The organism is Paenibacillus algorifonticola (assembly GCF_050481745.1).
Taxonomy (GTDB): Bacteria; Bacillota; Bacilli; order Paenibacillales; family Paenibacillaceae; genus Pristimantibacillus; species Pristimantibacillus algorifonticola_A.
Genome location: NZ_JBCNGR010000012.1, coordinates 47,797 through 69,425 on the forward strand (window position 1 = coordinate 47,797; position 21,629 = coordinate 69,425).

The following is a 21,629-nucleotide window of genomic DNA, read 5'->3' on the forward strand; positions in this document are numbered from 1 at the left end:
AGATGGAGCAGCGTTTTTCGCGGGAATCTAGATGTTATAAAACAGCAAGGGTGTTTCCAACGGATGTGAACAATCATAATACGCTGTTTGGCGGAAAACTAATGGCTTATATCGATGATATTGCCTCCATTGCGGCGACGAAGCATTGCCGACGCTCCGTCGTTACCGCTTCGACGGATTCGGTCGATTTTCTATACCCCATCCGCCCAACGGATTCCGTATGTCTAGAAGCGTTCGTTACTTGGACGGGCCGTTCCTCCATCGAAGTGTTCGTTAAAGTGGTGAAGGAGGATTTGCTGCGTGGAGAGCGGGAAGTGGCGGCAACGTCCTTTCTGACGTTCGTTGCGCTTGATTCAGACAGGCGTCCGGTAGCTGTGCCAGCGGTCGTTCCGGAAACGGAGGAGGAGCTTAAGCTGTTTGAGACAGCAGAGCAGCGGGCGGAAATGCGCCGTACCCGCCGCGAGCAGAGCAAGCGCTTTGCTGAATTTTTGACGGTAAAGCATCCTTGGGACTGAGTGTAAATGATAGCTGCCAGAATGTATAGATTGTGCCTGCGGTCTGTATCGCTTCTGCGATTAAGGCCGCAAGGACAGCACGTACTGAATGCATGTGTATACAAACAAGGCGAGGCCTGTACATATGCCTAGAACGATATAAACTGCTTTTTTGCCGCTCACATGGACACCAACTTTCATCAATTCTTTCTTTATTATAAATCAGATGAGATCGAAAGTCATGGCGACGCAGTGGCAGCGCGGTTAAACACAATCAGAATAGCAGCAACGCCCCTTCGAGCCGATAAGCCGGAAGGGGCGTTGCTGTTTTTTATTATAAGGTCGTAATGACGCGATCTACGATGCCGTATGCTACAGCCTCCTCTGCGGAGAGGAAATAATCACGGTCCATGTCCAGTTGAATTTTCTCCAGCGGCTGGCCGGTTCGCGCGGCAGCAATCTGGTTGAGATGCTCCCTGATGCGAACAATCCGATTGGCAGAAATCGCAATATCGCTCGCTTGGCCCTGGACGCCGCCATGAGGCTGGTGAATCATTACCTCGCTGTTGGGCAGTGCAAAGCGCTTGCCTTCGGCTCCCGCAAGCAGTAAAATAGCGGCGAAGGATGCTGCAAGCCCTACACATATCGTACTGACATCCGGCTTAATATATTGGATGGTGTCATAGATGGCAAAGCCGGCAGAAGTAGAGCCGCCCGGGCTGTTAATATAAATACTGATGTCTTTTGTCGGGTCTTCCTCCGCGAGAAACAGCAGTTGGGCAACGATGCTGTTCGCCAATTGGTCGTCGATGGCTGAGCCGAGAAAGATAATGCGATCTTTCAGCAGCCGTGAATAAATATCATAGGATCTTTCACCGCGCGCGCTTTGCTCCACTACGTAAGGCACATAATTGGTCATAGGCTTACCTCCATTTATTCCTTTTGATGTTTACTTTCACTTAGTAAACGATTATCGGGGGCCAAAAGGATATGTAGCGCTGTAAGCTTTTTTTTGTTCATCTGCGTATCTTAATAGGGGCTTCATTCGTTTACAGAGTGAAACGGCTGTCTCCGTCCTTTGGCGGCGCGGTGCGTTTCAGCCCGAGAAATACAGAGAAAGGATGAGAAAATCATATCCTTTCCTATATTTTAAAATAAACGGTTCTGCCGCGTCTTCGCCCGGAATCGGTTAAGAGGAGCGTGTCCTATGCGTTTGAAAAATAAAGCCGCCTTACCGTATGAATATGCCGGTCAGCAGCTGGCATCCCTGCGCAAGTACAGCCTCTCGCTGACAGGCTCAAGCTGGGATGCCGATGATTTGGCGCAGGAATCATGGCTTAAAGCGAGCCTCGCTGCAGATGCGGCGAGCCATCAAAATCCCGAAGCGCTGCTGCGGCGCATTGCCAAAAATAGCTGGATCGACCAAGGCCGCAGAAAAGCGGTTTGGCAAAAAATAAGCGGAGAAATGCTGCATTTGCAACAGCAGGGAAACGCAGTAAACAATCAAGAGGCTAGCGAGCTTGAAATTGTTTTTCATGTGCTGGTGAAGCATATGACAGCTGCGCAAAGGGCTGTTTTCATGCTGCGGGATGTATACGGCTGCTCAAGCATCGAAGCTGCGGAAATATTGGGGATGACGGATGGGGCGGTAAAAGCGGCGCTTCACCGTGCCAGGCAAGCGCTTATAGCTGTGCGCCAGCAGTTGCTTCAGGATGGGCTGCCCCAGCCGCAGGAGGAGCATATGAAAACCTATGTAAGGGCGCTGGCCGCCACTTATTTGTCCGGCGATATGAAAGCAGTTGCGTCGTTAATGCAGCTTAGCGAAAATGATCCAGAGCTGGCCGTCCACATGGCGCAGCGTGAACTTGGCCGCCTTCCATCACGGCGTCATAAGGTTCCAACAGACGCGCGTAATATGGCGCTGGAAAATGCTTTTATGCAAAATGTTGCCTAACCGTTTATTGACTAGCGAAGGGGGAGAATCAAATATGTTCATACGACCATATGAGCATCAGGATGTGGAGTCGGTCGTCCAGCTAATGGCCGATCTCGGCTACCCAACGAATATAGAGGCGCTCAACGCCCGTATGGAAAAAATAGCGTCTATAGAGTCCTGTTTTACATTTGTTGCAGTTCGAGATGGGCAAGCAGTCGGGCTGATTGGCTGCCGTGATATTTTTTATTATGAGGAAGATGGCATGGTCATCCAAATCAGCCTGCTTGTAACGAAGCAATCGGAGCAAGGGAGCGGAATTGGTACGGCGCTCGTTGCTTATATAGAGCAATGGGCGAGGGAACGGGGTGCGATTGCGCTATATTTAACGAGCGGAATAAAGGAATCGCGCAAGAAGGCCCATGCTTTTTATGAGGCCCGCGGCTTTGATATTACAGGCTATCGGTTTGTGAAAAAGTTAACGGTGCATAATTAATTACTGGACAATTAACATGTGTAAGCCAGTGATTAACACAAGCGGTTTTAAGAGGATAGGCGTGTGACCGACAGATATCTGCGGAAATCACACTTCTGTCCATTTTTTTATGCCAAAGTTTTAGAAGCCAAGCGAACCAAGCGAGCCAAGCGATGCCAGCCATGCTTCTTTCATTGACAGTAATAGTTGTCTGAAATATAATTGCTTATGACAACTATTTTAGCTTTTCATCAACGAGGGGGAACGGCATGCTGTCTCAGGAACAACGCCCGCGCTTATGGACTACTGCATTTATTACGCTTACCGTTTGCTCTTTTTTAGTTTTCTTTAATTTACAGCTTCTGCTTTCTCCGCTTACGGCTTATACGAAAAACACTTTTATGGCCAGTGACGTATCGGTCAGCCTCGTGACGAGCGTTTTTGCTGTTTCTGCAATTTTGACGCGTTTTATGACGGCATTTGTGATGAAAAGAGTGCCGCGCTCGGTCATTTTGTACACAGGCATTGTGCTTGCGGCCCTTTTTACAGCTATGTATATCGCGGCTGATTCCGTCGGCTCCTTGCTCATCATGCGTGTATTTTACGGCATTGGCTTTGGCATAGCCAGTACGATTATACCGACGCTCGTATCGCAAATTATTCCCGCTGGGCGAATTGGCGAAGGAATTGGCTATTTTGGCTTGTCCACCAGCATTGCGATGTCCATTGGTCCCATGATAGGGCTTAATATTTTGAAGCAATTCGGATTCGGGGCGTTAAGCATAACGGGAACGGCAGCGATATTGCTGATTATCCCGATTCTTTTGGTGTTTCGTCCGCTTCCGCCAGAGCCTCCGCGCCTTAATCAGGAAGAGCGGAAACGGGCTGCCGCGAGCAAGCCGCCTTTTAATTTCAAGCTCGTGATTCCAGCGTTACTAAATATACTGCTGTCGATTACATACAGCGGTATATTAAGCTTTATCGCCTTGTACGGAGAAAAGCTAGCGATCAATCAAATCGGTTTGTTTTTCTTGTTTAATGCGGTGACGATTATTATCGTTCGTCCGATTTCTGGCAAACTGTTTGATAGCAAAGGGCATGCTGCGGTGCTGATTCCTGGAGCGTTATGTGTCATTGCAAGCTTGACGGTGCTGTCGTTTACGACTTCCATTTCGCTGTTGATCGTATCGGCCCTTCTGTATGGTCTCGGATTCGGAGCTGTCCAGCCAACGATTCAAGCTTGGATGCTGCGCAGCTCGGCTCCAGAGCAGCATGGTGCCGTGAACAGCATGTTCTACAACGCAACCGATCTCGGCGTAGCTACAGGTGCTATTTTGTTAGGAGCTATTGCCTCAGCAACGAGCTATGAAACGATGTATCGCTGCGCTGCTGGCGTCATGATTATCTTTTTGCTCGTATACATGATCATTAGCATGGCGGCGGCTGCAAAAAATAAAAAGCGGGGCTGGAGCAAGCCAGAAGCGGTCTCCCAAAATATTTCAATGAAAAACAATTGACACGACCTTACTTGTCATGTAACATGTAAAATGAATTACGATCTAACATCAGATGACAGCAGGGCATCAAACCATATATTTTTTCGTATAACCTCGTAAGCCGTATTCAGCTGCAGCTGGATATAAGAACAGGTCGGGGGTATCTACAGGAAGCCTTTACTTCCTAACTACGATAACAAGGATCAAGCTGTATTGGTCGTTGCTATGTGGTTAGGATTTTTTGTGTTGTCTGGGCACGTTTAGAGAGACAATCAAGGAGGTTTAAAGGCACAAATGAAGTATTTATTATCGGTTTTATTCGGTGCGATTAGTTACGGTGTGTTATCTACAATCGTAGTGCTGGCCTATGGTCAAGGCTACCAATTAGGTGAAGTGGTTGGAACGCAGCTGCTGACGGGATTTATATTGGCCTGGATGCTGGCTTTTTATACAAAATGGCGGGAGAAGCGCAAAGTCCGTACAGTCCCAAACACAGTTTCTTCTATTACTCGAGCGGCAGAGGCTGCCAAAACGCTTGCCTCTAAGCTGACGTGGAAAAGCAGAGTGTTGCTGATGCTTTCGGGTATGCCCACAGCTATAACGGGCTTGTTGTATTATCACTCGCTTCGTTATATTCCAGCCTCGTTGGCGATTATATTATTATTTCAATTCACATGGATCAGCGTATTGATTCAAGCTTTCAGCAAGCGTCAACGTCCTAAAGGCATTATGATGCTGGCTTTGATAGTTTTGTTCGGAGGCACGCTGCTAGCTGCTGGCATTATGGAGGAGGGCGCTGCCCAGTTCAACTGGATCGGCATTATTTTCGGCCTATTATCCGCCGTGAGCTATTCCTTGTTTATTTTGTTCAGCGGCAAAGCAGTGCCAGCTGTACACCCGGCTTACCGCAGTGCGTGGATGATTACTGGCGGATTGCTGCTCGTGTTTATTTTATTCCCGCCCATATTTCTGTTTAATGGTTTGATTTGGGGGCAGTTGCTCGTATTCGGTTTCCTGCTAGGGTTGTTCGGTGCGTTTATCCCGCCTGTCCTGTTCGCCATCGGAGTGCCGCACATTGGTGAAGGCATGGCTGGCGTATTAGGCGCAGCCGAGCTTCCTGTAGCTGTCACAATGTCGGCACTTATATTGAATGAGCATGTGAGCATGCTGCAATGGGTGGGCGTCGCCGTCGTCCTAGCGGGCATTTTGCTGCCAGAGCTGAAACGCTTCAAATGGCGCTCGCAGCGCACAATGGCGACCTGACGTCTTTTTTACCAATATTTGAAACCTTTAGCTGGTTTTTCCGTCTGTCGCATAAAGGCGGTGTACTCTTTGAAAAAATGGCTGATTTTGTCGCTCTTGCTATTATGGCTGCTCCCGTCACCGGCATCTGCGCTGTCTTGCGCCCAAATGAAAACGCCAGCTGAGGCTTTTGATTGGTATGACGGTATCGGAGGACCCGACCTGGGGAGCTATAAATGGACCGAGTGAAGAGGACGTGGAGTATCTCTTTTTTCTGAAAGAAGGAAATGGCGGCTTTTCTGAAGGATAAGGAAGTGGTTCTGCTGACTCAAGAATCGGTCGTTAAGAAGCAAGCGATGCTGGTGTCTGGGGGGACTCCAGAGAATAATCGCGATCTAGCGGACAGCAGCTCATCAAACAGGGTTGTGTTAGGTATCGCAATATTGGTGCTTGTTGTAGCGGTAGGAGTGGTCGTTTATCGTCGCTATAGAAAGCGCGGGAAATAAGATTGATTTAAGTAACAGGAAGCCTGAGCAATCAGGCTTTTTTTTGTTTTACATATTGTAAATTAGGGTATCAAGGCGAACGGGACGCGCAAAAGTTGTCAAAGCAAGTATAGTTGCTTTATCATAAATAGGACATCTACAACAGACCTACAACATGCCAAGAACATAAGAAAGGAGCCGAATGATGGCTGTTCAAATCGGACTTACGGGCTGGGGCGACCATGATTCGCTGTATATTCCCGGTACAAAGGCGAAGGACAGGCTGGGCCAATATGCCAAGTATTATCCCGTCGTCGAAGTAGACAGCTCCTTCTATGCGATTCAATCACGGGAACGGTTCGCCAAATGGGTGGCGGAAACGCCGGACTCGCTCCATTTTATGATAAAAGCGTATCAGGGCATGACAGGGCATCAGCGCGGTGAAGCAGCAGCTGCGGCGGTATTAAATGACACGGGCCAGATGTTCGCCGCTTTTCGCGAATCCATTGAGCCGGTAATGGAGGCTGGGCGGCTGACTGCCGTGCTATTTCAATATCCGCCATGGTTTGATTGCACGCAGGACAATGTCCGGCTGCTTCGCGAGACGAAGCTAAGAATGGGCAGCATTCGCTGCGCTTTGGAGTTCCGCCATCAGAGCTGGTTTATGCCGGAGTTTCGTGCGAAGACGCTGGCATTCATGAAGCGCGAGGGCTGGATCCACAGTGTGTGCGATGAGCCGCAGGCGGGTGTTGGCTCAGTGCCGACCGTGCTGCAAGCAACCGATCAGGAGCTGACGCTCGTTAGGCTGCATGGCCGAAATGTAGCTGGCTGGAATCAGAGCGGAGCGCCGAATTGGCGCGAGGTTCGCTATTTGTATCGCTATAACAGCGCTGAGCTTCGAGAATGGGTAGACCATATCAAGGAGCTGCAGCAGCAGAGCAAGCATATTTGCATTATTTTTAACAATAACTCCGGCGGGGACGCGGCTGATAATGCCAAAGAACTGATGGACCTGCTTGGACTGAACTGTCCGGATGGGGAAGGGCCTTATTTTGTTCGCAATGAGCCAGAACCGCCAGCGGTAGAGCAGCTGGAGTTATTTTAGAGTGGGAGGACAGGTATATGCCCTATCAGGGACTTGAGCAATCGATTGGCTTTACAATGGGAATGACCTATCGCAAGCTGACTAATTTATTTCAGCAACGGTTGAGAGATTATGCGATTACGCCAGAGCAGTGGTCGGTACTCATTCAAATCAGCAAGTCGGATGGCTTGATTCAGAAGGAAATTGCTTTGCGGACAAGCAAGGAAAATCCAACCGTTACCCGGATCATCGACCATCTGGAGAAGGAGCAGCTGATTCATAAGCGTCCTGGCATTCAGGATCGCCGCAGCTTTGCTGTTTATATTACAGACAAGGGACGGCAGCTTATTAATGAAACAACCGCTATTAATGAGTCGGTAAACGATGAAGTGAAGAAGGTTATTTCCGCAGAGGAGTACGAGCTGATGATTTCGCTGCTGCTGCGGATTAATCATCATTTGCAAGCTTTAATCGAGAAAAATTAACCGTTTCGGGAGCTGCTATATTTTGCGCCACACAAGGTTTCTTGGCATCTGTTGAAAAATCCTCTTAACAATCCAACATTTCCCACCGATATAATTAAAAGATATATTGCGATGTCATTTTAGACGGGCTGCGCCGTGTACATATAAATAGAACGATAAACAAGGGCGCGTGGGAAAATGGTTGGAGGAGGGAATGCTTTTGGGCGGTACAGGCCACAGCAGCAAAGATGCCGAGGGGGCAGCTTTCCAGTGGATCAGGCTAACAGGGCTTGGACGGGAAGAGTCGTGCAGGCGGCGAGAGCGGAAGGATACCCGGAAAGCGCTGATGCTCCGTCATTTTTATAAAAACTGTTTTATACCTGCTCTTGAGCAAACGGTGTTTCAGGAAAATCGTTATTACCACATTCATCAAGAACAGCTGATTGAGCTGTTTTTGTCTTCTTTTCGCCAGTTATGCCATCGGCTTTATGTCAGGCAGCAGGAGCGGCTGATCGGAGCCATTAGCATCATAGAATATAGCTTGCAGGCATATTCCAACGCGGACGAATTATTTGCTTATCGGGTTGAGGCTTATGGCGAGCAAGGATACGACGATTCGGAGCCTTATTTCGAGAATTATAATACCGCCTGGCTGTATCAGTTCATTCCGAAGCTGATGACGAATCTGAACGAGCAGCGCAAAGCTTATGGGGGAAAAATATTGGGCGGCGATATTGAGGATATGATGCGGGGAGAGCTTGTTTTATTTCATCAGTTTGCGGTCGGGCTAATCCGCAGCGCCATTCCAAGGGCAATTAGCGAGCCGCAATATGCGGCGCTTGCCAAAACAGATTCGTTCAACATACGGCTGGGCCAAGAAGGAAAACAACGCAAGACGATATATATAAAGCATGAAGTCATTGATTTTGAACAATGATGGCATAAAGACAAGGCAAGAAGAAGGGGTGGACGATGAACCAAGAACAGCTGATAGCTTTATTCACGAAGGAGCAGCGAATCGAGATTACGTTTCCGGGCTATCGTCGTGAGCAGGAAGGCGGAGTCATTCGGCAAATCGCACTCGAAAATGAGAGCGAAGGCGGCTTCGTCCTGCATACAGATTTGAACGAAAATAATGTTGATGAGGCCATTGTAAAGCAATTGGCATATTTCCGCGAGCTGAAGCAATCGTTTGAGTGGAAGGTGTATAGCGATGACAAGCCTAGTAATCTCAAAGAACGGTTGCTGGCGCATGGCTTCAATATCGGTGAAGAAGAGGCTATGATGGTCATTCAGCTTGCAGATGGACATGAACTGCTTCAGTATGAAATTCCGACTTCGATTCGCCCTGTCACGGATGCGGCGGGCATTGATGCATTGGTCGCGCTGGAAGAAACGGTGTGGGGCGTGCCGCATGCCGAGCATGGCGAGCGATTGAAGCAGGATCTGCAGGATAAGCAAATCGGACTGCACATCTACGCAGCTTATGACGGAGACCAAATGGTCAGCGCCGCCTGGATGTATTTGCACGAAGGAACGTCCTTCGCAAGCATTTGGGGCGGATCTACGCTTGCGGAATACCGCGGCAAAGGGCATTATTCAGCTCTGTTGGCTGTTAGGGCACAGGCTGCCTGGCGGGCGGGCTTTCGTTTGATGACGGTGGATGCAAGTCCAATGAGCCGTCCGATTTTGGCGAGGCGGGGCTTTGAGCTGCTCGCATATACGTGGCCATGCCAGTCGCCTGTGCATAATATTTAATCTAGGTTGTTACTTGTAATAATGATACAATAGTCAAAGCTATAGCGAATAATAGGAAGATGCGGGAGGATAAAATGACGACCTTACTGCTGCTTGGCAGCATCAATATGTTTTTATCTGTAATGCTCGGCGCATTCGGCGCGCATGCTTTGAAGAAGAAGCTTTCTGCCGACATGCTGGCTATTTTTCAGACGGGGGTGCAATACCAGATTGCCCACGCGCTGGGCTTGCTGCTTGCCGGTATTTTAGCGGGCGGGGTATTGACGAGCGGACTCGTCGTAACCGCAGGCTGGTTTCTCTTTGCCGGCATTATTTTGTTCAGCGGCAGCCTTTACGCCCTTAGCTTGAGTGGTGTGAAGAAGCTGGGCGCGATTACTCCGCTGGGCGGACTTTGTTTTTTGATCGGCTGGGCCATTCTTGCCGTTGCGATTATTCAAGGCTAGCTGCATAGCCGTACAGGACGAAGAGCTTGCCGGAGGCAGGCTCTTTGGTCATTTTGCTAATGGATTGGGAGGAAGTTCGTTTATGTTTACAGGATGGCGCCTTTCGGTGCTGGGACTAGTTATTGTGGGGACGACGGCTATTGTCGCACCTCTGTTCAAATTAATGGAGTTCGGCAAGACGATTCCATTGTTCATTTTATTCGCGTTGTTTATCGGCTGTTTGGAGCTGTTGGAATGGAACAAACGTCGCAATCGACGACGCTAATCCTTGCAAGGATTAATAGAGCCTGGAGAATGACAAACTACTGCTTATTAAGAGAAAGGGGATTCAGCAAATGCCGCAAATCGACACGCCGTCTGTCCTGCTGCTTTTTTTCGCACTCCTGGGCATATTGAGCAAAAACAACTCCATCACCATCGCTGCCGTATTTCTGCTGCTTCTCCGGGTAACGAATGTGCACCAGGCTTTCCCGTGGATCGAGAAACACGGTCTGACTTTGGGCATCATCATATTGACGATTGGCATTCTCGCGCCGCTGGCAAGCGGGACGATCAGTATGAAATCGGTCTATGAATCGTTTCTCCATTGGAAATCGATAGCGGCCATCGTCGTCGGCGTGCTGGTTGCTTATTTGGGCGGGCGCGGCTTTCATCTGATGTCCAGCCAGCCGACGATCGTGACCGGGCTTATTATCGGGACGATCATTGGCGTTGCTTTTTTTAAAGGTGTTCCGGTAGGTCCGCTTATTGCGGCTGGATTGCTGTCGCTGCTAATTAGCAAGTAAGGGTGAGCCATTCTTCTTGCAGAATCGCGTAGTAATATTTATCCCACCAAGCATTGGCGCCATTAGGAATGCATTTTTTGAAAAAGCCTTCCCTGCGCATGCCTATTTTCTCCATCACACGGAAGGAGGGAATGTTCTCGGGTTGGCAGGTGGCAATCATTCTGTGCAGCTGCAGCTCCTCAAACCCATATTTAAGCATGGAGCGTGCAGCTTCCGAGGCATAGCCTTGATTGCGATAATGAGGGCTGAATACCCAGCCGATTTCATAGGTATGATTTCCAAAATAGCTATGGAACACAAGATGCCCAATAAGCGGTCCGCCGTTTTTCAACAGTACAGCGTAATTTTGCGTCTGTCCTCTGATATTATCTAGGTAAGTTAAGAGGACTAGTTTCGGGGGAAAGTCGCTTGACGTAACCCAAGGAGATCTCATCATTCCCGTAAAAAACGGTAACCCGTGCTCAACACCGTGAGGGTGAAGACAAGGCTAGAGAGGCCCATGCAATTGCGCATGGGCCAACTCGATTTGTGTATTGCCTGGTCGGCGTGGACAGGAGGTTGCCGTTACCTTTGCAGCTCCTGTTCTTCCTCTTCATCCAAAGCTTGCGGTGGCGGGTTGCCAATTCGCCATTGTACGCCTTGCGCCGATCCGTGGCCGTAGCCTCCATATCCGCTCGCGCCAGCTTGGGCATTGACGCAGGCTGGTCCGATAATGGTCGTATTTTGAATCGGCGACAGCACATGGGCAAGCTGACCAGCATTGACGCAATAGGCGAGCTGGAACACTTCCTTCGGCGTAATGCGCAGCACGTCAGAGCCGAATACCGTTTGTGGGCAGCGGTCATCAAAAATCGTTATAAAATGCGTATGTTCGCTGCATGCAATAATCCAGTGCCACCAGCCCATTGGAATGTATACCGCTTGATGGTCGCATAACCGGTAAGTAAGCAGCTGCTTCGTAAAAGGATTCAAAATCGAAACGACAATTTCACCATGCGTGACGAATACAAGCTCTGTCGTATTGGGATGCCAATGCGGCTCAACAATATGATTTTTGGTCATATGCGCATCGAAAAACGACGTGCTTCTCAGCACAGGCAATTCTTGTGCAGTTAATTGGTTTAAGTAGTTGCAGGAGTCCTTATGGAATAAGGGGGCGCAATTGACATCGTAAAACAAATTTAATGCGGGTGATGTGAGGTCTACATATTCTGTACTCATGATCGGCCTGCCTTTCAGAAATCGCAGTTTTTCCAGCAGTGTATGCAGCTGCCCAGACAGAGGTGAAGAACTGGCGCGAAAGCCAGTTCTATCGGTGCCTAATGAAATCAGAATATAGTCCATTAGAACAAGTGTATCGTGAATTGGATCTCCTGCTCCCAGGCGCTAAAGTTAAAGCATTAAAGCTAGGGAGGAATCACGTTGGAGCAGCAGGTGAAGATTTGGGAAGAGACGGTTTCCATACCGACCTACGGCATAGGCAGACCAGAGCGAAATCCGATGTTTTTAGAAAAAAGAGTGTATCAGGGCAGCTCGGGCCGGGTATATCCGCATCCCGTAATTGATAAAATCGAAAATGAAAAGCAGCCTCAGCCCTACAAACTCGTCATTCTCGAAAATGAATATGTGCGTATCGAAATGATGCCGGAGCTGGGCGGCCGTATTTATCGGGCGCTGGATAAGACGAATGACTATGATTTCGTTTATTACAACAAGGTGATCAAGCCTGCGCTGGTGGGGCTCGCGGGGCCGTGGATTTCCGGTGGCATCGAATTCAACTGGCCGCAGCATCATCGTCCAAACACCTATGGGCCTGTAGAATATCGTCTGGCTGAAAATAAAGACGGCAGCGCTACGGTGTGGGTCAGCGAAATTGACCGCATGTATGGAACGAAGGTAACAGCTGGCTTTACGCTGTATCCGGGCAAGGCGTATTTGGAAATTTCCGCACAACTGTACAATCGTACGCCGCAGCCGCAAACTTTTTTATGGTGGGCCAATCCGGCAGTAGCGGTTAATGAGCATACGCAGTCGGTATTTCCTCCTGACGTCACGGCGGTGTTCGACCATGGCAAGCGGGACGTAAGCAGGTTTCCAATAGCGACCGGCACGTATTATAAAATGGATTATTCCGCCGGCGTTGATATTTCCCGCTATCGCAACATTCCTGTGCCAACCTCTTATATGGCTTACAAATCCGACTATAATTTTGTCGGAGGCTATGATCATGGGGTGCAGGCGGGGCTGCTGCATGTGGCGAACCATCATATTTCCCCCGGCAAAAAGCAGTGGACATGGGGAAATGGCGAGTTTGGAATCGCCTGGGATCGCAATCTGACCGATGAGGATGGGCCTTATATTGAGCTGATGACGGGCGTGTATACGGACAATCAGCCGGATTTCACCTGGCTTCAGCCGTATGAGGAAAAGTCGTTCAAGCAATATTTTATGCCCTACAAAAATATTGGGGTCGTCAAAAATGCATCCATCGATACCGCTGTTAATTTGGAGGTCGACGAAGAGGCGCGGGAAGCGGCCCTTTACGTTTATGCAACAGCTGTGTTCGAGGATGCCCAGATCGAGCTGCGTGGACGGGGCCGCAGCTATATTCAGGAGAAGGTGAAGCTGTCACCGAACGACATATTCAAGTCGATCATCACATGGGATGAAGCGGATCAGGCTTTTGATTTGCTGCTGTCGGTCCGTGATTCGGCAGGGAAGCTGCTCATTTCTTACCAGCAAGCCAAGCCTTCGCTAGAGCAAATACCCGATGCCGCTAAGCCGCTTGAAGCTCCTGCTGCGCTCAAGACCAATGAGCAGCTGTATTTGGCGGGGCTCCATCTGGAGCAATATCGCCACGCGACGTTCGAGCCGGAGGCGTATTATCTGGAAGGGCTGAAGCGCGATGCAAGCGATAGCCGGATTAATGTCGCCTACGGCACCCTGCTGCTGCGGCAAGGGAAATTTCAGCAGGCGGAAGGGTATTTCCGCACCGCCATTAAGTCGCTGACGTCGCGCAACCCGAATCCGTATGACAGCGAGGCGCTTTATCAGCTTGGTGTTGCCTTGAAGCATCAGGGGAAGCGCGAAGAAGCGTTCGCTGCTTTCTACAAGGCAACATGGTCAGCGGCCTGGCAGGATGCCAGCTACTTCTCGCTGGCGCAGATCGCTTGCGTGGAAGGCGCTCTTGCGGATGCGCTGGAACTGGTGGAGCGTTCCATCGTGCGGAACGCTCGCAATTATAAAGCGCGCCATTTGAAGGCGGCGCTGCTGCGCAAGCTGGGACGCAGCGATGAGGCGATAGCCTTCGCGGCGGAGACGCTCGGGCTCGATGTGGCCGATTTCGGATCGGCCAATGAGCGCTGCTTGGCGCTGGCTGCTGGGGGGCAGCAGCAGCTGGCGGATCAGGCGCGCGCCGAGCTGCAGCGGCTTATGCGCGGCGATGCGCACAATTATTTGAACTTAGCTGCCGACTATATCGGCAGCGGGCTGCATGAGGAAGCGATTGCGGTGCTTGCGTACATCGTGTCTTCACTAGAGGGTGCCGCAGCGGTCTACCCGATGCTGCATTATACGCTTGCTTATGCGTATGAGCAGTCAGGCCATACAGAAGCCGCGACTGCTTCGCGCCAAGCTGCGGAATCGGCTGCTCCGTATTATTGCTTCCCGAACAGCTTGTTTGAGCTAATCGTGCTGGAGCAAGCGATTGCGGCCAATCCGCACGATGCGATGGCGCATTATTATTTGGGCAACTTACTGTATGACAAGAAACGACATAGCGATGCGATTGCCCATTGGGAAGCGTCGCGCGCAGCAAAGCCGAATTTTGCTACTGTCCATCGCAACCTAGCGCTTGCTTACTACAATAAGCGCGGCGATGAGGAAGCTGCGCTTGAAGCGCTGGAGCAGGCTTTCGCACTCGATCAGGCCGACGCCCGCGTCTTCTATGAGCTGGATCAGCTGTATAAAAAGCTAGGGCATCCTGCTCAGCAGCGGCTCGCCAAGCTGGAACAGCAGCGGAAGCTTGTCGAGCTCCGCGACGACCTGTACATCGAATATGTCACGCTGCTCAATGCGACGAGGCAGCATGGTCAAGCGGTAGTTGCGCTCGCTTCACGCCAGTTCCATCCTTGGGAGGGCGGGGAAGGAAAAGTGACGGGACAGCATGTGTTCACGCATGTTGAACTCGCCAAACAGGCGCTCCAGCAGGGGAATGCGTCCCATGCGATACAATTGCTGAACATGGCGCTCGTCTATCCAGAGCATTATGGCGAGGGCAAGCTGCATGGCGCACAGGAAAACAATATTTATTATTATTTAGGCTGTGCGTATGAAGCGCTGAATGATCCGCTTAGAGCGGAAAATTGCTTTAAGCAGGCTTCCCAAGGGCTAGAGGAGCCCGCTAGCGCACTGTATTACAATGACCAGCCGCCAGATATGATTTTTTATCAAGGGTTGTCGTGGTTGAAGCTGGGTAACGAGCCGGAGGCAAAACGACGCTTCCATAAGCTGCTCGATTATGCGGAAAAGCATATTTTCGACCGGGTCGAATTTGATTATTTTGCCGTTTCGCTGCCGGATTTCCTCGTTTTCGAGGATGATCTAAGCAAACGCAACGAAGTTCATTGCCGTTATATGATGGGATTAGGCCTTCTTGGGCTCGGGGAGCGTAAACAGGCGGTGGAGCAGTTTGGCGCTGCTTTGCAATTGGATGGCAATCATAGCGGAGCGCGCATTCATAGCTTACTGGCGTTATCCAATTAAATAGTTTAGTGTCTTTTAGTCAAAGCATGAAGCTGCTGTCCATGACCTGGACAGCGGCTTTTTTCGTTTTCATTTTACTGATTCTACATAAATTATCTTTATTTTCCCATAAATATAAAAATGTATAAATTTTAAAGCTCTTCGAAAAAATAGGACTAATTAAAAATCCAATATGTATTGTAAGCGTTTCTATCCACTCATGGAAACTAAGATTAAGGAGAGTGCATCTGTGTCAGACATCAACGTAAAGGAATTAAATCGCAAGCTTGAGGAATTGTTTGTAAATCCCCTTCATACTGAAATTGAAATCGAAAATTTGGAATCGGAACCTTTTTCTTTAGAGGTTGAAAGGACCGCTCCGTCAAACATAGCCCGAAGAAAATTGGGGGCCATCCATCCCTTTTCGCCATTTGATAATCAACAATTGGAAGTGGCGGGCGATTTTGCCCGAAAATATGAGCATATTTTGGCAGTGGCCATTGATCATGAAAATGGGCTTGCACAAATCGTAGCAGCGTTTGCGCAGGATACAGCAAGTAAAGATGTCTTAGCTGCGCAGTATGGCATGAGGTTATTTTTAGTTCACCATCCTGATGTGCATGGACTTGAGCTTCCCGCTTTAGAAAAACAATATCCTGACTTTATTAAGCTAAATGTGGAAAATCAAACTCGACTCGAAATGCGGGGTGCCGAAGGGGCCATTTCATTTGAAGCTGCTGTGAGTACAGGCGAGCCTGATATAAAGCAATTTCGCGAGGATATATTACTCAATGAGCATCATATTCATTGGCATGTTGTCTATGATCGGCGTAAGATTGTAGATCGCGGCGGAGAAATGTTCTTATACATGCATCGGCAAATGCTAGCCCGATATGATGCGGAAAGATTGTCTGTCAATCTTTTACGTGTAGAAGCCTTTAATCAATATGAGGGACCAGTTGATCCGTATGATCCGGGCCTTCCTTCGAGCGGGAACCGAAAGCTTGCATTGGAAGATATTACTAAGCTAGAAAATGGCCGCACTGGCATAAAAGGCAAATTCGAGCTTTATCTCAACAATCCGAAAAAAGCGGTAGATCTGCTTGGCAATGATACGGAATGGAGAGCGTCGAATGAGCCGGAAAATTTGAATGATTCCCAACGTGAAAATAATTTTCACGGATCCGGGCATGGGGCTGTTGTGAATTTATCTGTTGCAACCTCAACTGTAGAGGATGAACTTATGGGAGATCCGGCAACAGCCTGCCGTCACGCGTTCTTTTGGCGTTGGCACAAGGAAGTTGATAATCTTTACGACGAATTTCTCCGGCGAATGCCGGTTAATGCTTTCGGAGGCGGGCCAGAAGTAAGAATAAATAAAATTATTTTGTGCAGGGAAGATGGTCTGCCAACAGTAGGAGACTTGCAGCAGATTGGAAAAGAGGCTTTCTCCGATTGGGAAGCAGCTTTCCAGGACGGACCGTTTGAAGGTGGAGGAGCCATCATTACAACGACGGATGAGCTTCAAACGGTTTACAAAATGTATGAACAAATTAAATATTTGACCCATAAAGGGCTTGCTTATTTTTTACGTGTAGAAAACTTATCCTCGCGTGATATCGAATCGACCGTACGTATTTTTATTGCTCCTGAGCAAACGCAAGAGGACTACCGCTCATGGATTGAAATGGATAAGTTTATTGCAAGGCTTTCCCCTGGTAAAAATGTTATTTATCAGAATGCTAAAGAGTCTTCTGTTATTCAAAAACCAGCGGTATTAGAGCCTAATCCTGAAAGAACACAAGGAGATAGCGGCTGTCAGTGTGGTTGGCCTTATACGCTGCTGCTGCCCCGCGGAAACGAGGAAGGAATGCCGTATGTGATGCTGGTTATGCTGACAGATTGGAATGAAGACAAGGTGAGTGAGAGCACCTGCGGTTCAATTAGCTTCTGTGGTGTAACGAATCAAAATCAGCCGTATCCAGACAGCAGAGCGTTGGGCTATCCTTTTGACCGTCCAATGACGGGTATTGCAAATACACTCATGACCAATCCCCATATGGCGACCCGCACCTTTAAAATCCGGCATTTGGGCTTGGAGGGATAGGGTTGCGAATTGATATCGTTCGATTAGACGATAATGCTGTGCTGGGGAGGCTGCGGGAATGTTTGAAACAAGCTTTAGATAACCAAAACAAACTATCCACGTGGTCGGAATGGTTGGCAGGCGATCCGAGAATACCTTCGTATATCAAACGAAAAAAAGAGCATGCGCTGTACATTAATGGAGTTCGGGTATTAAGCCTGAAGGCTGGTGCTGATGTTCCTGATGCTGCATTCCTTTCCCGGAAAATTGCTGATTTATCAGCAATCCCTGAGCCTAAGGGCAGACGAAGGTTGTCTTATCGTTTCTTTACAACTGTCGTACCAGGAATAGCGCTCATTGTGCTGCCCAAATGTGCCATTTGCGGTTCCGCCTATATGGGACTGTTCGAAATCATTGGTTTAGGTGTTGGGAGAGGGCTGGAACGTCCTTGGCTATTGCCTCTTATGGCTCTAATGATGATGGCAACAGTTGCTGCGATGGCGTATCGTGCGCGTGAACGCAATGGATATGGCCCGGTTGCTCTGGCATTCGTTACGTCCGCGTTGATGATCGCGGGCAAATTCAGCGATAGTCGGGCGGAGCTTTATTTTGGAGGGGGCGTACTGGTCGGGGCTACCGTATGGAATGCCATTGCATTGCCTAAGCTTTCAGCTTTCCAATATCAAATCAAACAAAGGTGGGTTAGTCTATTTCATGTTCTAGTGAAAACTTTTAACCTGCTGCAACGAAAATCTACGCTAAAGTAATTTACTGAATCTGCTGGCTCTTAGCTCCCATTTATCATACAATTGTTTCTGGTAATCTTATTTTCCAGAAGGAGTATTATGATGAAACGATTGATTTGGCTAGGCTGTTTGTCTTATTTCATTATCGGGCTAGCCCATGTTGTGCTGGGCTCTGTGTTGCCCGTTGCGCTCGAGCATTATGGCAAAGCCTATAGCGAGGGCGGCACACTTATTTTCACACAGTTCGGCGGATTTCTAGTCGGGGTGCTGCTCTCGCCGTGGCTGAATCGCCATTTGGGCAAAAGAGGCGGACTGCTGCTGGCCTTTGGCATGCTGTTTGCCGCTGAATTTATGTTTATGCTGCTGCCGCCTTGGGGCTGGCTGTATGCGATTGCCATCGTAGCCGGTTTTGGGTTTGGCATGATTGAAGCGGTAATCGGCACGATTATAATCGCAGCAGTGAAAAATCAAACGGCCGTTGCGATGAGCCGGCTTGAGGTATTTTTCGGCGTTGGCGCCATGGTCATGCCACTTATTGCGAGCGGCCTGATTTGGGCCAATTATTGGAAGCTGTCCTTTTTGGTCGTTTCTTTTTTTGCAATTTTGACTTTGTTCTTATGGGCAAAAGGCTCCTTCGGCGAGCTGGATGCGGTGCTGAAGAAGTCAGTCGCAGCCGCTGCAGCGGAACGGCAGCAGGCGAAGCGCGCAGGCATGCCGCTTTATCAAGGGAAGGAATGGATTATTTTTTCCTTATTTATTGTGTTTTTCTTCCTCTATGTGGGGACGGAGATGAGCCTGGCAAACTTTATGCCAGCCATTCTCATTGAGAAACTGGGCATGAAGGAGGCAGGAGCAACGCTGAGTGTAACCTGCTTCTGGATTGCAATGGCATTCGGTCGTTTGTTCGCTGGCGTCATTGCCGAGAAAATCAAATACCGGGTGTACATTATGGCGAGCTGCGGGGCGACGGTACTGCTGTTCATTTTATTTCCGTTTATGAACCAGGTATGGTCGGCGTTCGCTGTCATTTTGCTGCTGGGACTCGCCATGTCCGGCGTGTTCTCTATTGCGCTCGTCTTTTCGAGCAAGCTGCTGCCAGGGGCAGAAGAATCTACCCCAAGCTTTATGATTGCAGCAGGCGGTGTCGGCGGTGCTGTGCTTCCCCTTACGATGGGCTGGGGGCTTGATCATTTGCAGGTGAACCAGTCGGTATGGCTGCTGGCAGCCTTTTCCGCGGGTTTGATTGTTTTAAGTGTCGTCGCCTTTCAACTGGACCGCAGGCAAATGAGCATGCGAGCTGGCGGAGGCTCTATAGGACGGCCTAAGCACGAGACATAAAAGGCTGACGAAACTGTAAATTGCCATAGGGCGGTTTACAGTTTTTTTGTGGCCTCAGCATACTGAGGCCTGATTTTTGGCTGCGGGGTGAAGGAAGGAGGAGCGTTGTGTTTTGCCGAATGTATAGCAAGGGCGCCTGCTGGGCCTTAGGAGAGATGATGAAGAAAGTGGCGAAGCAAATATCTGCTAGGCTGGCATATGATTATGCCGACTAGCGACCGATATAAGAAATAAGAGTTTATATATTATTTTTGAAAAAAAGAGGTGAGGGCATGTCTATTGCTCCAGTCAATCCAGTCTTTGAAGTAAAGCTTTCGCCTCTTGGAGATACGGCAATTATTGTCGAGCTCGGCAGCGCGATTGACCGCAAGACGCATGAGCGCGTGCAAGCACTCAGCTCTTATTTGCGGCGCGAGCCTTTTCCCGGTTTGATTGAGCTTGTACCAGCGTATGTAACGCTGACGATTTTTTATGATCCAATGAAGCTGCTGGCGCCGTTAGCCGAACACAACTGGAATCCGCAGGCTGAAGCGGCTGCTTCCCCTTATGAATGGGTGTGCCAGCTGCTCTTGGACATAGTCAGTAAGCTCGACAACGAGCAGGCTGCTGCTCCGCGTATCATAACCCTTCCCGTCTGCTACGGCGGAGAGCTGGGGCCGGATCTTGCAGCGGTTGCGGAGCATAGCGGACTTTCGGTAAGCGAGGTCATCGCCATGCATGCGGCGCGGCCGTATCTCGTCCATATGGTCGGCTTTGCCCCCGGTTTTCCATATTTGGGAGGCTTGCCTGAGCAAATCGCTACGCCTCGGCGGAGCACGCCCCGCTTGCGGATTGAGCCAGGCAGCGTGGGCATCGGCGGCAAGCAGACAGGGGTCTATCCGATTGTCTCCCCTGGCGGCTGGCAAATTATCGGGCGAACGCCAGTAGCGCTGTTCCGCCCTGCGCATGAGCAGCCGAGCTTATTGCGGGCGGGAGATCAGGTTAATTTTGAGCCGATTAGCCATGAGGCATTTATCGCATGGGAGGAGCAGGCATAATGGGCATTCGAATAAAACATGCCGGGCTCCACACGACCGTGCAGGATCGGGGACGTCATGGATATAGGCAGCAGGGCATTATTGCTGGAGGGGCGATGGATGATTTTGCGCTTCGCGCGGCGAATTTGCTCGTTGGTAACGATGCGGGAGCAGCGGTTCTGGAAGCTTCGCTTATCGGCCCGAAGCTGATTTTTGAGCAGGATGCGTTAATTGCTATATGCGGGGGCAATTTGTCGCCTGCTGTGCAAGGAACAGCCGTTCCGCTGTGGCGGCCGGTGTACATAAAAGCAGGGAATGAGCTTTCGTTCGGAAATAGCGTCGCGGGCGCTCGCGCTTATATAGCAGCGGCTGGAGGCATTGATGTGCCGCTTGTTATGGGCAGCAGAAGCACTTACACACGTGCGGCTATAGGTGGCTTTGGAGGCCGGGCTTTAAAAGCGGGCGATGTGCTGGCGATTGGTGAAGGAGCCTTGGAAACGCTATATTATTGGGAGCAGGAAGCTGAAGACAGACAGGACGCCGCGCCATTTTTTGCAACCAGCTGGTCGATTGGCTCAGAGGGACGTCCCTTTTATCGGAAAAATCCGGTCATTCGTTTCGTGCCGGGACGGCATTTTGATGCATTTACCGAAGGGAGCAGAAAGCATTTTTTGCAGAGCGATTTTCGAATTTCGACGCAATCGGATCGGATGGGCTATCGGCTGGAAGGGCCGCGTCTTAGTACAGTTGCAGCGCTTGAGCCTATTTCTGAGGCGGTATCCATGGGTACGATTCAGGTGCCTGCTGGCGGCAGCCCGATTATTTTGATGGCGGACCATCAGACGATTGGCGGCTATCCGAAAATCGCCCAAGTTGCAACGGTAGATTTGCCGCTGCTGGCGCAAGCGAAGCCGGGAGAGACGATTAGATTCAAGCAGATTACTAGGCAAAAATCGGAAGAGCTTTATATCAAGCACGAGCTTCAAATGCAGCGGCTTTCCATGTTTATTGAAATACGCTATAGAGAGGAGAGGTAGAAGA

23 protein-coding genes are annotated in these 21,629 nt (G+C 49.6%); 20 read left to right on the top strand and 3 right to left on the bottom strand.

The window, feature by feature from the left end; translation table 11 throughout:
* Positions 1-2 precede the first annotated feature (2 nt).
* A complete protein-coding gene (locus ABEW34_RS13710) occupies positions 3-515 on the top strand; it encodes an acyl-CoA thioesterase (protein ID WP_046233197.1) in 513 nt (170 codons plus the stop codon).
* Between the two features lie 313 nt (positions 516-828).
* Here ABEW34_RS13710 and clpP read toward each other — a convergent pair whose 3' ends face one another.
* A complete protein-coding gene (gene clpP, locus ABEW34_RS13715; protein WP_099520556.1) occupies positions 829-1,413 on the bottom strand; it encodes an ATP-dependent Clp endopeptidase proteolytic subunit ClpP in 585 nt (194 codons plus the stop codon).
* Between the two features lie 288 nt (positions 1,414-1,701).
* On the opposite strand from clpP, the gene ABEW34_RS13720 reads away from it, so the two are divergent.
* The 13 genes from ABEW34_RS13720 to ABEW34_RS13780 all read left to right on the top strand — a co-directional run bounded on the left by ABEW34_RS13720 (position 1,702) and on the right by ABEW34_RS13780 (position 10,659).
* On the top strand, positions 1,702-2,448 hold the full coding sequence (locus tag ABEW34_RS13720) for an RNA polymerase sigma factor (RefSeq protein WP_430159589.1): 747 nt from the start codon (positions 1,702-1,704) through the stop codon (positions 2,446-2,448).
* Positions 2,449-2,482: 34 nt separating this feature from the next.
* Positions 2,483-2,923, top strand: a complete 441-nt coding sequence (locus ABEW34_RS13725) for a GNAT family N-acetyltransferase (RefSeq protein WP_430159591.1) — start codon at positions 2,483-2,485, stop codon at positions 2,921-2,923.
* A 248-nt stretch (positions 2,924-3,171) separates the two neighbouring features.
* Positions 3,172-4,419, top strand: coding sequence for an MFS transporter (locus ABEW34_RS13730; protein ID WP_430159593.1), 1,248 nt, complete (start codon positions 3,172-3,174; stop codon positions 4,417-4,419).
* 273 nt (positions 4,420-4,692) lie between these two features.
* Positions 4,693-5,661 carry an EamA family transporter gene (locus ABEW34_RS13735; protein ID WP_430159596.1) on the top strand — a complete coding sequence of 323 codons (969 nt, stop codon included), beginning with the start codon at positions 4,693-4,695 and terminating at the stop codon, positions 5,659-5,661.
* A gap of 69 nt (positions 5,662-5,730) precedes the next feature.
* Positions 5,731-5,889, top strand: coding sequence for a hypothetical protein (locus ABEW34_RS13740; protein WP_430159599.1), 159 nt, complete (start codon positions 5,731-5,733; stop codon positions 5,887-5,889).
* Between the two features lie 38 nt (positions 5,890-5,927).
* Positions 5,928-6,146 (top strand): hypothetical protein, encoded by a 219-nt coding sequence (locus tag ABEW34_RS13745; RefSeq protein ID WP_430159602.1) that lies wholly within the window; start codon positions 5,928-5,930, stop codon positions 6,144-6,146.
* 181 nt (positions 6,147-6,327) lie between these two features.
* Entirely contained in the window at positions 6,328-7,230 is a 903-nt protein-coding gene (locus ABEW34_RS13750) for a DUF72 domain-containing protein (RefSeq protein ID WP_430159603.1), read from the top strand.
* A gap of 17 nt (positions 7,231-7,247) precedes the next feature.
* A complete protein-coding gene (locus tag ABEW34_RS13755; RefSeq protein ID WP_430159606.1) occupies positions 7,248-7,694 on the top strand; it encodes a MarR family winged helix-turn-helix transcriptional regulator in 447 nt (148 codons plus the stop codon).
* A 199-nt stretch (positions 7,695-7,893) separates the two neighbouring features.
* Complete coding sequence (locus ABEW34_RS13760; protein ID WP_430159608.1) at positions 7,894-8,610, top strand: hypothetical protein; 717 nt, start codon at positions 7,894-7,896, stop codon at positions 8,608-8,610.
* 35 nt (positions 8,611-8,645) lie between these two features.
* Positions 8,646-9,431: a GNAT family N-acetyltransferase gene (locus tag ABEW34_RS13765; RefSeq protein WP_430159610.1), complete on the top strand. Its 786-nt coding sequence runs from the start codon at positions 8,646-8,648 to the stop codon at positions 9,429-9,431.
* 74 nt (positions 9,432-9,505) lie between these two features.
* Entirely contained in the window at positions 9,506-9,874 is a 369-nt protein-coding gene (locus ABEW34_RS13770) for a DUF423 domain-containing protein (RefSeq protein ID WP_430159612.1), read from the top strand.
* An 82-nt stretch (positions 9,875-9,956) separates the two neighbouring features.
* A complete protein-coding gene (locus tag ABEW34_RS13775; protein WP_430159614.1) occupies positions 9,957-10,139 on the top strand; it encodes a hypothetical protein in 183 nt (60 codons plus the stop codon).
* Positions 10,140-10,209: 70 nt separating this feature from the next.
* Positions 10,210-10,659, top strand: a complete 450-nt coding sequence (locus ABEW34_RS13780) for a DUF441 domain-containing protein (RefSeq protein ID WP_056035483.1) — start codon at positions 10,210-10,212, stop codon at positions 10,657-10,659.
* Here ABEW34_RS13780 and ABEW34_RS13785 read toward each other — a convergent pair.
* Both ABEW34_RS13785 and ABEW34_RS13790 read right to left on the bottom strand, forming a co-directional pair.
* Positions 10,649-11,095 (bottom strand): GNAT family N-acetyltransferase, encoded by a 447-nt coding sequence (locus tag ABEW34_RS13785; RefSeq protein WP_430159616.1) that lies wholly within the window; start codon positions 11,093-11,095, stop codon positions 10,649-10,651. The genes ABEW34_RS13780 and ABEW34_RS13785 overlap by 11 nt on opposite strands.
* A 128-nt stretch (positions 11,096-11,223) precedes the next feature.
* The gene (locus tag ABEW34_RS13790; protein WP_430159617.1) at positions 11,224-11,880 is read right to left on the bottom strand and encodes a cupin domain-containing protein; all 657 of its coding nucleotides are present in this window, start codon (positions 11,878-11,880) and stop codon (positions 11,224-11,226) included.
* A gap of 201 nt (positions 11,881-12,081) precedes the next feature.
* On the opposite strand from ABEW34_RS13790, the gene ABEW34_RS13795 reads away from it, so the two are divergent.
* The 6 genes from ABEW34_RS13795 to ABEW34_RS13820 all read left to right on the top strand — a co-directional run bounded on the left by ABEW34_RS13795 (position 12,082) and on the right by ABEW34_RS13820 (position 21,625).
* On the top strand, positions 12,082-15,423 hold the full coding sequence (locus ABEW34_RS13795; protein WP_430159618.1) for a DUF5107 domain-containing protein: 3,342 nt from the start codon (positions 12,082-12,084) through the stop codon (positions 15,421-15,423).
* A 229-nt stretch (positions 15,424-15,652) separates the two neighbouring features.
* Complete coding sequence (locus ABEW34_RS13800) at positions 15,653-17,509, top strand: hypothetical protein (protein WP_430159620.1); 1,857 nt, start codon at positions 15,653-15,655, stop codon at positions 17,507-17,509.
* Between the two features lie 2 nt (positions 17,510-17,511).
* Positions 17,512-18,255, top strand: a complete 744-nt coding sequence (locus ABEW34_RS13805; protein WP_430159622.1) for a hypothetical protein — start codon at positions 17,512-17,514, stop codon at positions 18,253-18,255.
* Between the two features lie 81 nt (positions 18,256-18,336).
* The gene (locus ABEW34_RS13810) at positions 18,337-19,572 is read left to right on the top strand and encodes an MFS transporter (RefSeq protein ID WP_430159698.1); all 1,236 of its coding nucleotides are present in this window, start codon (positions 18,337-18,339) and stop codon (positions 19,570-19,572) included.
* A 272-nt stretch (positions 19,573-19,844) separates the two neighbouring features.
* Positions 19,845-20,609 (top strand): 5-oxoprolinase subunit PxpB, encoded by a 765-nt coding sequence (pxpB, locus tag ABEW34_RS13815; RefSeq protein WP_430159623.1) that lies wholly within the window; start codon positions 19,845-19,847, stop codon positions 20,607-20,609.
* Complete coding sequence (locus tag ABEW34_RS13820) at positions 20,609-21,625, top strand: biotin-dependent carboxyltransferase family protein (RefSeq protein WP_430159625.1); 1,017 nt, start codon at positions 20,609-20,611, stop codon at positions 21,623-21,625. The genes pxpB and ABEW34_RS13820 overlap by 1 nt, the downstream gene beginning before the upstream one ends.
* Positions 21,626-21,629 lie beyond the last annotated feature (4 nt).